The 12,731-nt window shown below is 68.5% G+C and carries 11 protein-coding genes; 8 read left to right on the top strand and 3 right to left on the bottom strand.

The genetic code is table 11. The annotated features are described in order from the left end of the window. Positions 1-12 precede the first annotated feature (12 nt). From ACUTR7_RS04690 to cydX, 7 genes are all read left to right on the top strand, one after another. Positions 13-1,803 (top strand): acyl-CoA dehydrogenase, encoded by a 1,791-nt coding sequence (locus ACUTR7_RS04690; RefSeq protein WP_445608258.1) that lies wholly within the window; start codon positions 13-15, stop codon positions 1,801-1,803. 60 nt (positions 1,804-1,863) lie between these two features. Beyond that, a complete protein-coding gene (locus ACUTR7_RS04685) occupies positions 1,864-2,823 on the top strand; it encodes an NAD(P)H-dependent flavin oxidoreductase (protein ID WP_012204314.1) in 960 nt (319 codons plus the stop codon). Positions 2,824-3,114: 291 nt separating this feature from the next. Next, positions 3,115-4,773, top strand: coding sequence for a thiol reductant ABC exporter subunit CydD (cydD, locus tag ACUTR7_RS04680; protein ID WP_445608508.1), 1,659 nt, complete (start codon positions 3,115-3,117; stop codon positions 4,771-4,773). Further along, positions 4,770-6,455: an amino acid ABC transporter ATP-binding/permease protein gene (locus ACUTR7_RS04675; RefSeq protein WP_445608257.1), complete on the top strand. Its 1,686-nt coding sequence runs from the start codon at positions 4,770-4,772 to the stop codon at positions 6,453-6,455. Before cydD ends, ACUTR7_RS04675 begins: the two co-directional genes overlap by 4 nt. A 41-nt stretch (positions 6,456-6,496) precedes the next feature. Next, entirely contained in the window at positions 6,497-8,083 is a 1,587-nt protein-coding gene (locus ACUTR7_RS04670) for a cytochrome ubiquinol oxidase subunit I (RefSeq protein WP_013803454.1), read from the top strand. An 18-nt stretch (positions 8,084-8,101) separates the two neighbouring features. Next, a complete protein-coding gene (cydB, locus tag ACUTR7_RS04665; protein WP_123692306.1) occupies positions 8,102-9,253 on the top strand; it encodes a cytochrome d ubiquinol oxidase subunit II in 1,152 nt (383 codons plus the stop codon). A gap of 49 nt (positions 9,254-9,302) precedes the next feature. Next, a complete protein-coding gene (cydX, locus tag ACUTR7_RS04660) occupies positions 9,303-9,428 on the top strand; it encodes a cytochrome bd-I oxidase subunit CydX (protein WP_012204319.1) in 126 nt (41 codons plus the stop codon). Positions 9,429-9,627: 199 nt separating this feature from the next. Here the strand turns inward: cydX and ACUTR7_RS04655 are convergent, their stop codons facing one another. Beyond that, a complete protein-coding gene (locus tag ACUTR7_RS04655; RefSeq protein WP_012204320.1) occupies positions 9,628-10,224 on the bottom strand; it encodes a GbsR/MarR family transcriptional regulator in 597 nt (198 codons plus the stop codon). Positions 10,225-10,392: 168 nt separating this feature from the next. Between ACUTR7_RS04655 and ACUTR7_RS04650 the strand changes: the two genes are divergently transcribed. After that, the gene (locus ACUTR7_RS04650; protein WP_445608256.1) at positions 10,393-11,550 is read left to right on the top strand and encodes an acyltransferase family protein; all 1,158 of its coding nucleotides are present in this window, start codon (positions 10,393-10,395) and stop codon (positions 11,548-11,550) included. A 73-nt stretch (positions 11,551-11,623) separates the two neighbouring features. Here ACUTR7_RS04650 and rnk read toward each other — a convergent pair whose 3' ends face one another. Together rnk and ACUTR7_RS04640 are read right to left on the bottom strand one after the other, a co-directional pair. Beyond that, the gene (rnk, locus tag ACUTR7_RS04645) at positions 11,624-12,028 is read right to left on the bottom strand and encodes a nucleoside diphosphate kinase regulator (RefSeq protein ID WP_012204322.1); all 405 of its coding nucleotides are present in this window, start codon (positions 12,026-12,028) and stop codon (positions 11,624-11,626) included. Between the two features lie 229 nt (positions 12,029-12,257). Next, positions 12,258-12,710 carry a GNAT family N-acetyltransferase gene (locus tag ACUTR7_RS04640; protein ID WP_445608255.1) on the bottom strand — a complete coding sequence of 151 codons (453 nt, stop codon included), beginning with the start codon at positions 12,708-12,710 and terminating at the stop codon, positions 12,258-12,260. Positions 12,711-12,731: the final 21 nt, after the last annotated feature.

Raw genomic sequence — 12,731 nt, 5'->3', positions numbered from 1 at the left:
GAAGGTTCAACAATGACTTACTCGGCTCCCCTCAAAGACATGCTGTTCGCCATGGAGCATCTGGCGCAGATCGACCAGGTGGCGCAGTTGCCCGGTTTCGAGGAGGCTGGCCTGGAGACGGCCCAGGCCGTGCTGGAGGAATGCGCCAAGCTGTGCGAAGGCGTGGTGGCACCTCTGAACCTGCCGGGCGACGTGGCGCCTTCCAGCCTCAAGGACGGCGTGGTCACCACCACGGCGGGCTTCAGGCAGGCCTTTCGCCAGTACGCCGAAGGCGGCTGGCAGGGGCTGCAGCATCCGCAGGATTTTGGCGGCCAGGGCCTGCCCAAGACGATTGGCGCGGCCTGCGTCGAAATGCTCAACAGCGCCAACCTGAGCTTTGCGCTGTGCCCGCTGCTGACCGACGGCGCCATCGAGGCCCTGCTCACGGCAGGCAGCGATGAGCTCAAGGCCACCTATCTCGAGAAGCTGGTGACCGGCGAGTGGACCGGCACCATGAACCTGACCGAGCCCCAGGCCGGCTCCGACCTGGCCCTGGTGCGCACCAAGGCCGATCCGCAGCCCGATGGCAGCTACAAGGTCTTCGGCACCAAGATCTTCATCACCTATGGCGAGCACGACATGGCCGAGAACATCGTCCATCTGGTGCTGGCCCGCGTGGCCGGGGCGCCCGAGGGCGTCAAGGGCATCAGCCTGTTCGTGGTGCCCAAGTTCCTGGTCAACAAGGATGGCTCGCTGGGCGCACGCAACGATGTGCACTGCGTGAGCATCGAGCACAAGATGGGGATCAAGGCCTCGCCCACGGCCGTGCTGCAGTACGGCGACAACGGGGGCGCCATCGGTTACCTGGTGGGCGAGGAAAACCGCGGCCTCGAATACATGTTCATCATGATGAACGCGGCCCGCTACGCCGTGGGCGTGCAGGGCATTGCCGTGGCCGAGCGCGCCTACCAGCACGCCGTGGCCTATGCCCGCGAGCGTGTGCAAAGCCGCCCCGTGGACGGCAGTGTGAAGGCCAGCGCCACCATCATCCACCACCCCGATGTGCGCCGCATGCTCATGACCATGCGTGCCTACACCGAGGGCTGCCGCGCCATGGCGGCCACGGCCGCCGCGGCCTACGACGCATCCCATCACCATGCCGACGCCCAGGTGCGCGAGGCCAATGCGGCCTTCTATGAATTCATGGTGCCCCTGGTCAAGGGCTACAGCACCGAGATGAGCCTGGAAGTCACCAGCCTGGGCGTGCAGGTGCACGGCGGCATGGGCTTCATCGAGGAGACGGGCGCCGCCCAGTACTACCGCGACGCCAAGATCCTGACCATCTACGAAGGCACAACCGCCATCCAGGCCAATGACCTGGTGGGCCGCAAGACGGCGCGCGATGGCGGCCAGACCGCGCTGGCCATTGCGGGCCAGATCGAGAAGACCGAGGCCGAGCTGGCCGCCAGCGGCACGCCCGAGGCACTGGCCGTGGCCCGCCAGCTGGCCGCCGCGCGCCAGGCCTTCGTGGAGGCGGTGCACTTCGTCTCGGGCCAGGCCAAGGCCGAGCCCAATGCCGTGTACGCCGGCAGCGTTCCCTACCTGATGCTGGCGGGCAACCTCGTCGCAGGCTGGCAGATGGGCCGCGCCCTGCTGGCGGCCGAGCAGCTGTTGCACAAGGGACAGGACGCGGCCTTCATGCGCGCGAAGATTGCGACGGCACGCTTTTATGCCGAGCACATCCTCGTCAAGGCGGCGGGCCTGCGCGATGCCATCGTGCACGGCGGCGCCAGCGTGATGGCACTGCCCATGGACGCCTTCTGACCCGGCGCTTGCGCACGGCACAACGCAGACAGAGACACCGAGAACCAACGGAGACAACGCATGTCCAAGCTTCCCCCGGCGCTGAAGAAACTGGCCCTGCCAGTGATCGGCTCGCCGCTGTTCATCATCAGCAACCCCAAGCTCGTGATCGCCCAGTGCCAGGCCGGCATCGTGGGCTCCATGCCCGCGCTCAACGCGCGCCCGGCCGAGCAGCTCGAAGACTGGCTGGCCGAGATCACCGAGACCCTGGCCGCCTGGGACAAGGCCCATCCGGACCGGCCCTCGGCGCCGTTCGCCATCAACCAGATCGTGCACAAGAGCAATGACCGGCTCGAGCACGACATGCAGATGTGTGCCAAGTACAAGGTGCCCATCGTCATCACCAGCCTGGGTGCGCGCGAGGACGTGAACCAGGCCGTGCACAGCTGGGGCGGCGTGGTGCTGCACGACATCATCAACAACAAGTTCGCGCACAAGGCCATCGAAAAGGGGGCCGACGGCCTGATCGCCGTGGCGGCGGGCGCCGGCGGCCATGCGGGTGTCAAGAGCCCGTTCGCGCTGATCCAGGAAATCCGCGAATGGTTCGACGGCCCCGTGGCGCTGTCGGGCTCCATCGCCTCGGGCGGCGCCATCCTGGCGGCCCAGGCCATGGGAGCGGACTTCGCCTATATCGGCTCGGCCTTCATTGCCACGCATGAGGCGCGTGCGCACGACGCCTACAAGCAGGCCATCGTGGACGGCACCTCCGACGACATCGTCTACAGCAACCTGTTCACGGGCGTGCACGGCAACTACCTGGCGCCGTCCATCCGTGCGGCAGGCCTGGACCCCGACAACCTGCCCGAGTCGGACCCCAGCAAGATGAACTTCGGCGGCGATGCCAAGAAGGCCTGGAAGGACATCTGGGGCTGCGGCCAGGGCATTGGCGCCATCCGCGAAGTCACGGGTGCGGGCGAGCTGGTCGAGCGTCTCAAGCGCGAATACAACCAGGCGCGCGACCGCCTGCTGTCCACCCCGTAAGGTCGGGGAGCCCAGGACGGGCTCTTCTCCTACCCTGCCAGACGGCGCCTTCGGGCGCCGTTTTCTTTGGGTATTACCCACGCTGTGCGGGACCGGTTCTCGAAGTTGTTTGCGCAAAACCCCTTGCGCACGCTTGACTGCTTCACTCGGCTTCCCCCTACGAGCGACTTGCCTGGAGCAAGTTTGTTTAGAATTCTTTGCGTAATTTCAGTAAATACTGAAATTACAGAATAAATGAACAAACCTTGTACCCCGTCATTGCCTGAGTTCCACCAACTGGCGCGTCGTCCGATGGCGGGTACGGGGCGCCTGGTGCTGGCCTCGCTGCTGTGGCTGCCCCAGGCGGCGCTGCTGGCGCTGGCCGTGCAGTCCATGGCCGACGGCGCGGGCAGGGAGCCTCTGTGGCCACTGTGGCCACTGTGGCCACTGTGGCAGCTTGCGGCCGGCGTGGCACTGCTGGGCGGGTTGCGCGCCTGGTGCGATGCCAGCGGCACACGCCGCGCCAACCTGCAGGCGCGCAGCCTGGTGAGTGCGCTGCGCGCGCAGGTGCTGCGCACGCTGGCGGGCACCTCGCCGCTGGACCGCCAGCGCGCGGCCTCGGGCCAGGCGGCCAGCGCCATGGCCGAGCAGGCCGAGGCCATCGTGCCCTGGCTGTCGCGCTACCAGACCGCCATGTGGCGCGTGCGCACCGTGCCGCTGGTGATTGCGCTGGCCGTGGCCAGCCAGAGCTGGGTGGTGGCGCTGATCCTGGTGGTGGCCGCACCGCTGATCCCGCTGTTCATGGCCATCGTCGGCTGGCGCGCCAAGGCGGCCAGCCAGGCGCAGATGCTGGAGCTGGGCGGCATGAACGCCTTCCTGCTCGACCGGCTGCGCGGCCTGTCCACCCTGCGCGCCCTGGGCGCGGTGGATGCCACGGCGCAGCGGCTGCGCGCCAATGCCGAATCCCTGCGCGAACGCAGCATGCGCGTGCTGCGCCTCGCCTTTCTGTCCTCTGCGGTGCTGGAGCTGTTCTCGGCCCTGGGCGTGGCCATGGTGGCCGTGTACGTGGGCTTTCACCTGCTGGGCCATCTGCCCTTTGGCAGCTGGGGCCAGACACTGAGCCTGGGCCAGGCGCTGTTCGTGCTGCTGCTGGCGCCCAGCTTCTTCGATCCCCTGCGTGAGCTGTCTGCCGTCTGGCACGACCGCGCCAGCGGCGAGGCCGCACTGCAGGCCCTGGGCGATCTGGGCCGCGATGCGCAGCCGCTGCCCGGCGCATTGGCTGCGCCCGGCAGGGCTGCCGGCCAGGCCTGCGCCCTGCACCTGGAGCAGGTGCGGCCCCAGGCGCCAGGCGGCGCGGTCACGCTGCCGGCGCTCACGGTGGACGTGCGGCCTGGCGAGCATGTGGCGCTGTGGAGCCCCAGCGGCAGCGGCAAGTCGCTGCTGCTGGCGCAGATTGCAGGCCTGCTGCCGGTGGCCGAGCCTGGGCGCATCCATATCGACGGCCAGCTGCTCGACGGCGAATCGGCCGGCCGGCTGCGCGCGCGCATGGCCTGGATGGGGCAGAGCCCCCATGTGTTCGCCGGCTCGGTGGCCGAAAACCTCCGGCTGGGCCGCCCGGGATTCACCTTCGGCGAACTGCGCCAGGCCCTGCGGCTGGCCGGGCTGGGCAAGCTGGCCGAGACCCGGCCCGGCGCCACGCTGGGCGAGGGCGGAGCCGGCCTGTCGGGCGGCGAAATCGTGCGCCTGGCACTGGCACGCCTGGCCTTGTCGCGCGATGCTGGCCTGCTGCTGGTCGATGAACCCACGGCCCACCTGGACCCGGCCACGGCCGCCCAGGTCACCGATGCCCTGCTGCAGCTGGCACGCGGGCGCACGCTGATCGTCGCCACCCACGATGCCGAACTGGCGGCCGCCATGCACCGCGTGGTGGAGCTGGCGGGCCATGCCGCCCCGCAGGAGCTGGCCGCATGAAGCCCCGCTCCACCCTCCGGCCCGTGCTTGCCGCCCTGGCGCGCATGGCACCCCGCCGCCTGTGGCTGGGCGGCGCGCTGCTGGCCCTGCTCACGGTGCTCATGGGCATGGCGTTGCTGGGCCTGTCGGGCTGGTTCATCACGGCCACGGCGCTGGCCGGGCTGCTGCCGGCCACGGCCATCGTTTTCGACGTCTTCATGCCCTCGGCCGGCATCCGCCTGCTGGCCCTGGGCCGCACGGGCACGCGCTATGCCGAACGGCTGGTCACCCATGACGCCACCCTTGCCGTGCTGGCCGCCCTGCGCGAGCGGCTGCTGCGCAGCTGGGCCACGCCCGCCGCCGCCCTGAGCCTGCGCCTGCGGCCCGCGCGCCTGCTGCAGCGGCTGACGGCCGACGTGGATGCGCTGGACAGCCTGTACCTGCGCCTGTTCGTGCCCTTGCTGGCCGCCACGGGTGCCACGCTGATGGCCGCCCTGGCGCTGGGCCTGATGCGCTGGTGGCTGGGCATGGCCTTGGCTGCGTGGCTGCTGGCCACCGGCCTGGGCAGTGCCCTGTGGCTGGCGCGCAGTGCGCGCCGGCCCGCCGTGCGCCGCGCGCTGGCGCTGGAGTCCCTGCGCGCCCGCACGGCCGACTTGGTGGCCGGGCAGGCAGAGCTGGCCATGGCCGGCACCCTGGCCGCGCATTGCGAACGCATTGCTGCCCTGGACGCCCGCGTGGCCGAGGCCGACGCCGAGCTCCACGGCTTGGAGGCCCGAACCTCCTTCGTGCAAGGCCTGTGCGGCGCCCTGGCCCTGGCCGGTGTGCTGCTGGGCGTGGGCTGGCTGGCCGAGGCCGGCCTGCTGGGCGCCCCCGTGGCTGCGCTGGCCCTGTTGCTGGCGCTGACGGCCATGGAGCCCTTTGCTGCGTTGCGCCGTGGCGCGCTGGAGGCCGGCCGCAGCTGGCTGGCCGCGCGCCGGCTGGCGCCTGCCCTGCGCGACGGCGCTGCGCAAGGTGCCTGCGAACCGGCTGCGCCCAGGCAGGGCTTGGCGGTTGAGCTGGAGCAGGTCGTGGCACCCCGTGCCGCCGTGCTGGCCCAGGACATCCGTATCGCCGAAGGCGAGCGTGTCGCCCTGCTGGGCGCCAGCGGCGCAGGCAAGACCACGCTGCTGTCCCTGATGGCCGGCGAGCTCCAGCCGCTGGCCGGCGCCGTGCGTGCCCGGCGCTGCACCTGGATGACGCAGCGCACCGAACTGTTCGAGGACAGCCTGCGCGACAACCTTTTGCTGGCTTGCCCCGAGGCCGCCGAGGACACGCTGTGGGCGGCGCTGGAAGTCGCCGGGCTGGCCGGCGATGTGCGCGCCATGGCGCAGGGCCTGGACACGCGGCTGGGCGAGGGCGGGCTGGGCCTGTCCGGCGGCCAGGCACGGCGCCTGGCGCTGGCGCGGCTGCTGCTGAGCCCCGCGCGCTGCTGGCTGCTGGACGAAGTGACCGAAGGCCTGGATGCACGCACGGCCGCCGACCTGCTGGTGCGGCTGGACAGTGCAGCCCGGGGCCGCACCCTGGTGCTGGCCACCCACAAGCTGCGGGAGGCGCAACTGGCCGACCGGCTGCTGTGGGTGGAGCAGGGCCGCGTGGTGTCCGAGGCGCTGCGCGGCACACCGCCGTTCGAGGCGGCCCTGGCGCGCCTGCGGCAGGACGGCTGATCAAGGATTTCACCAAGTACCCCGAGAGAAAGGATCTCACCATGGACCTCGACATCGTCGATCTATCGCGGCTGCAGTTCGCGGTAACGGCGCTCTACCACTTCCTGTTCGTGCCGCTGACCATCGGCCTGGCCGTGATCATCGCCATCATGGAGACCGTCTACGTGATGACGGGCCGCACCATCTGGCGCGACATGACGAAGTTCTGGGGCACGTTGTTCGGCATCAACTTCGCCATGGGCGTGGCCACGGGCATCGTGATGGAGTTCCAGTTCGGCATGAACTGGAGCTACTACAGCCACTACGTGGGCGACATCTTCGGCGCACCGCTGGCCATCGAGGGGCTGATGGCCTTCTTCCTGGAGGCCACCTTCGTGGGCCTGTTCTTCTTCGGCTGGGATCGCCTGAGCAAGGTCGGCCATCTGGTGACCACCTGGTGCGTGGCCCTGGGCTCGAACTTCTCGGCGCTGTGGATCCTGATCGCCAACGGCTGGATGCAAAACCCCGTGGGCGCGGCGTTCAACCCGCAGACCATGCGCATGGAGGTCACCGACTTCTTTGCCGTGCTGACCAACCCCGTGGCCCAGGCCAAGTTCGTGCACACGGTCTCGGCCGGCTACGTGACGGCGGCCATCTTCGTGCTGGGCGTCTCGGCCTGGTATCTGCTCAAGGGCCGGCACATCCAGCTGGCGCGCCGCTCCATGACGGTGGCCACCTCGTTCGGCCTTGCCGCCGCGCTGTCGGTGGTGGTGCTGGGCGATGAAAGCGGCTACCTGTCGTCGGAGCACCAGAAGATGAAGCTGGCCGCCATCGAGGCCATGTGGGACACCGAGCCCGCACCGGCCGCATTCACGGCCTTCGGCTTCCCCGACAAGGCCGCACGCGAGACGCACTATGCCGTGCACATTCCCTGGGTCATGGGCCTGATCGGCACGCGCTCGCTGACCACCGAGATCCCCGGCATCAACGACCTGGTCCAGCGCACCGAGCAGTACATCCGCAACGGCATCGAGGCCTATGGCGCGCTGGAGGCCATCCGCGCCGCCGGCCCCACGGGCCAGGTGCCGGCCGACGCCAAGGCCGTCTTCGAGGACAAGGGCGGGCAACTGGGCTACGCGCTGCTGCTCAAGCGCTACGTGGACGACCCGCGCCAGGCCACGGACGCGCAGATCGCCCAGGCCGCCTGGGACACCGTGCCGGCCGTGGGGCCGCTGTTCTGGGCCTTCCGCATCATGGTGGGGCTGGGCATGTTCTTCATCGCGCTCACGGCCGCCTTCTTCTGGCTGTCGGTGCGGCGCAGGCTGGACGCCCATCCGTGGATGCTCAAGCTGGCCGTGATCGCCATTCCCTTGCCCTGGATCGCGGCCGAGTGCGGCTGGATCGTGGCCGAGGTGGGCCGCCAGCCCTGGATCATCGAAGGCGTGCTGCCCACGGCGCTGGCCGTCTCCAACCTGGGCGCAGGCACGCTGCTGCTGACGATTGCAGGCTTCATCGCCATCTACTCCGTGCTCTTCGTCATCGAGATGAAGCTCATGGTGAAGGCCATCCGCAAGGGACCTCAGGAGGAAAGCGCGCCGCACCTGACCACCTACTTCCCTCTGATGCAAAAACTCGCCCGCGGGCAATGACCAAGGGAGATTGTCACCATGATTCTTCACGAACTGATCAGCTACGACATCCTGCGCCTGCTGTGGTGGGGCCTGCTGGGCGTGCTGCTCATCGCCTTTGCCGTCACCGATGGCTTTGACCTGGGCGCTGCCGCGCTGCTGCCGCTGGCGGCAAGGACCGACGTGGAGCGCCGCGTCGTCATCAACTCTCTGGGCCCGGTCTGGGAAGGCAACCAGGTCTGGCTCATCCTGGGCGGCGGTGCCATCTTTGCGGCCTGGCCGCAGCTGTACGCGGTCTCGTTCTCGGGCTTTTACCTGGCCATGTTCGCGGCCCTGGTGGCGCTGATCCTGCGGCCCGTGGCCTTCAAGTTCCGCAGCAAGCGCGAGGAGCCGGCCTGGCGCGCGCGCTGGGATGCCGTGCTGTGCATGGCCGGCGTGGTGCCCGCGCTGATCTTCGGCGTGGCCCTTGGCAATGTGCTGCAGGGCGTGCCCTTCCGCCTGGCGCCCGACATGCGCATCTACTACGAGGGCACGTTCTTCGGCCTGCTCAACCCGTTTGCGCTGCTGGCCGGCCTGGTCTCGCTGTGCATGCTGCTCATGCATGGTGCGTCCTGGCTGGTGTTCAAGACCGAGGGCGATGTGGCCGCGCGCGCGCGCCGCTTCGGCATGGTGGCTGCCGTCGCCACCACGGTGCTGTTCGCGGCGGCCGGCGTGTGGCTGGCCGCGCTCAACGGCTACCGCATCACCAGCGAGGTCAACACCACCGGACCGTCCAATCCGCTGTTCAAGACGGCTGCGCTGCAGGCGGGCGCCTGGTTCGCCAACTACCAGGCCCGGCCCGTGCTCTGGGCCGTGCCGGCCATCGGCCTGCTGATGCCGCTGCTGGCGGCGCTGGGCCTGTGGCTGCGCCGCGAGTGGCTGGCCCTGCTGTCCAGCGGCCTGGGCATTGCGGGCATCATCGCCAGCGTGGGGGCGTCCATGTTCCCGTTCATCCTGCCCTCGTCGCTGAACCCGCAGCACAGCCTCACGGTCTGGGACTCTTCGTCCAGCCATGTGACGCTGTTCATCATGCTGGTGTGCGCGCTGATCTTCGTGCCCCTCATCGTGGCCTACACCAGCTGGGTCTACAGCGTGCTGCGCGGCAAGGTCGACCCGATGGCCATCATCGAGGGCCGCGGCCACTCGTACTGATCCACCGAATCAAGCAACGACATTCAACGTCAAGAAAGGACACAACACCATGTGGTACTTCGCCTGGTTGCTCGGCCTGCCGCTGGCGGCCGCCTTCGCGGTGCTCAACGCGATGTGGTACGAACTGATGGACGACGAGGCCACGCGCCGCGAACTCCTGGCCCGGGAGAAATAAAGCTCCCCCTGAGGCGCTTCGCGCCTTCCCCCTCTCTCTTCGGGAGGGGGACGACACCCTCGCTGCGGGGGCGGCCCTTGCTCGGTGTCCCTCGCTTTGGGCTACGCCAGTTTTTGCACGCGCTTACCGCCAATGAAGCATTGCTGTAAACACAATGAGCTCCCTCGGGAGCTCATTTTTGTACGCAGGCTTGCCAGGTTCAATCGTCGGTGTCGTCCGCCTTGGCGCGGCCCTTGCCGCCCGTGATGCGGTCCTTCAGATCCAGCAGCCGCGTCACGGCCGTGCCCATGCCCATGAGCTGCATGGCGGTCTCGGGCGACAGGCGCTGCACGTCGTCGAACCAGTTCATGAGCCGGTCGATCAGCTCGTACATGTCGCGCATGCGCTGCTGGGCGTAGCGTTCCTCTTCGGTGGTGACTTCCTCCAGCATGGCGGCGCGCAGCATGGACTGGGTGGGCTCGATCTCGCGGCGGCGGCGTTCCTCGGCCAGGCGGCGGAAGATTTCCCAGACATCCTGCGGCGCCTCGAAATACTCGCGCCGGTCGCCGGGCTGGTGGCGCAATTGCACCAGGCGCCACGCCTGCAATTCCTTGAGCCCCATGCTCACGTTGGAGCGCGAGAACTCCAGCGTCTCGGCGATCTGGTCGGCATTGAGCGGCTCGGGCGAAAGAAACAGCAGAGCGTAGATCTGGCCTACCGTGCGGTTGATGCCCCAGCGGCTGCCCATCTCGCCGAAGTGCGAGACGAACTGCCGGTTCAACGCCGGAAGAGGTTTGGATTGCGTCATGGCATGCATTGTGCCTTCGCGTGCCGGCATGTCCTGGGCGGCTTGGAAAGCGGTGCGTCAGCTTTCTGCAAGACGCGGTCAAAAGGCGCACAATGGCGCCTTTGCGGGCTTGCGGCCAGGCGGCCCGGGCCCAGCGCCTCCCGCTTACCGACCCGTTCGCAGATTGCAGATTGCCCCATGTCCCACGCTAGCCGCAGTGCGCTGATCGACTGCACCAAGGGCCTGGCCTGTGCCGCCATCGTCTGGCACCACCTGGCCTTCTACGGCCCCATGTCCGATATCGCCCATCCGGCCGCGCCGGAACTCATCGACTGGCTCTATGAATATGCGCGCATGGCCGTGCAGATCTTCCTGGTGCTGGGCGGCTACCTGGCGGCAGCCAGCATGGCGCCCCAAGGCCATGGGCAGCACAGCGATCCGTGGTCCCGCATCGGGCGCCGCTTCGTGCGCCTGGTCGTGCCCTATGCGGTGGCGCTGGTCGTGGCCGTCGTTGTCTCGGCGGTCGTGCGGCCCTGGTTCGACCATGCCTCGGTCTCCGGCGAGCCCGATCTCTGGCAACTGGTGGCGCATGCGCTGCTGCTGCAGAACATCGTGGGCGAGGAGTCGCTGTCTGCGGGCGTCTGGTATGTGTCCATCGACTTCCAGCTTTTTGCGCTGACGGCGCTGCTGCTGGCCGGCACGCGCTGGGGCGGTGCCTTGCTGCGCCGCCGCTTTGGCGGCGACGCCCTGTCACGCTGCTGGCCCTGGGCGCTGAGCGTGGCGCAGGCGCTGGTGGTGATCGGCGTGGCGGCTTCGCTGCTGGGCTTCAATCTGGATGCGCAATGGGATGTGTGGGCGCCGTACTTCTTTGGCGCCTACGGCCTGGGCATGCTGGCCTACTGGGCCGCGCATGCGGACAAGTCCTCGACGGCCTGGAGCTGGTCCCTGCTGATCGTGGCCCTGGTCGTGGCGGCATTGGCACTGGAGTGGCGCGACCGCATCGCGCTGGCCGGTGCCACGGCGCTGGCCCTGGTCGTGGCCATGCGCAGCCCCGCGTTTGCGCAGGCGCAAGGCTGGGCGCCGCTGCGTCGGCTGGGCAAGATTTCGTACTCGGTGTTTCTCGTGCACTTCTCGGTCTGCCTGCTGGTCAATGCCGTGGAAAGCCATTTCTGGCCACATTCCATTCCCGCCGCTCTGCTGGGCATGTGCACGGCCTTTGTGCTGTCGATTGCGGCCGGCCATCTGCTGTACGAGCGCGTGGAGCGCCACGTTCCCAGCTGGCACATGGCGCTGCGCTGGCAGGCGGGCCTGGTGGGCACCGGCCTGATCGCGGCGTTTCTGGCAGGCCTGCGCTGAGGCGCCGTGCGTCAGTCAACAAACAACAAAGGCAGCCGGTTGGCTGCCTTTTTCGCTTCACGCCGGTCGGCGTTCAACGGTGCAGCTCGCCCGCGCTTTCCGGCTGGAACTCGATGGCATCCACGCGCACGGTGACCTGGCCCGAGGGGCCGGCCATGCGCGACTGGTCGCCCACGCTCAGGCCCAGCAGGGCAATGCCCACGGGCGCGAAGACCGACACCTTGTCGGAGCTGCCATCCATCTCCTTGGGATAGACCAGGGTCAGCGTATTGGACTTGCCCGACTCCAGCAGCGTGAAGCGCACGGTGGAGTTCATGGTCACCACATTGGGCGGCATTTCCTTGGGTTCGAGCACGTCGGCGCGGTCCAGCTCGGCCTCGAGCGCCTCGCGGCCGGGGAAGGCGGGTTGCTTGTCCAGCAGGGCCTCGATGCGCTCCAGGTCCAGGGACGAAAGAATGATGTGGGGCTTGCGCTCCATGGTGTTGGCTCCCTTGTGTGCTTGCGCCGTGGCTGCAGTGAAGGGCAGCGGCGCCCAAACGGACAAAAGCCCGGGCAACGCGGTTGTCCGGGCCAAGGCATCTTCAGAAAAGAGAAAAGCACCAAGTTGGTGCGATAGGCCCATTGTGCAGGCCCGTGTGGGTTCTGCCAAGCGAACCCGCACGGTGCGGTGCGGATTGGCGTGGGCTTGACGCGGCCTGCTGCGAGCGCTACTGCGCGCGCGTGCTGCCCAGGGCCTTGAAAAAGATCAGCTCGGGGTCGCCGGGGTCCAGGTTGTCCACGCGCCCGCTGGGCACAAAGCCCGCCTGGGCGAACAGCGCCTGCGCGGCCAGGTTCGATGCATTGGTCGAGGTAAAGAGCTTGTCCGTGGTGCAGCGCTGCCGGGCCGCCGCCAGCAGTGCAAGCGCCACGCCGCTGCGCCGCGCTGCATCTGCCACGGCGATGAGGGAGATGAACCCATGGCCGAAGAATCCGGGCTCCAGCACGACAAAACCCGGCACGTAGCCATCCCGCTCGGCCAGCAATACCGCGCCAGCGGCCGTTTTCTCCCGCAGAAAGGCCTGGCGTTCAGCATGGCTGCGGGCATATGGATCGCAGGCCAGCAAGGACGGGAAGTCGCTCTCGATGGCAGGGCGGATGTGGTGCATGGGTCTGGATGGCATGGATCAGGGGCATTGTCATCG

This window comes from Delftia sp. NA_296.1 (assembly GCF_052692095.1).
This window is presented reverse-complemented; position numbering and strand designations above follow the sequence as displayed.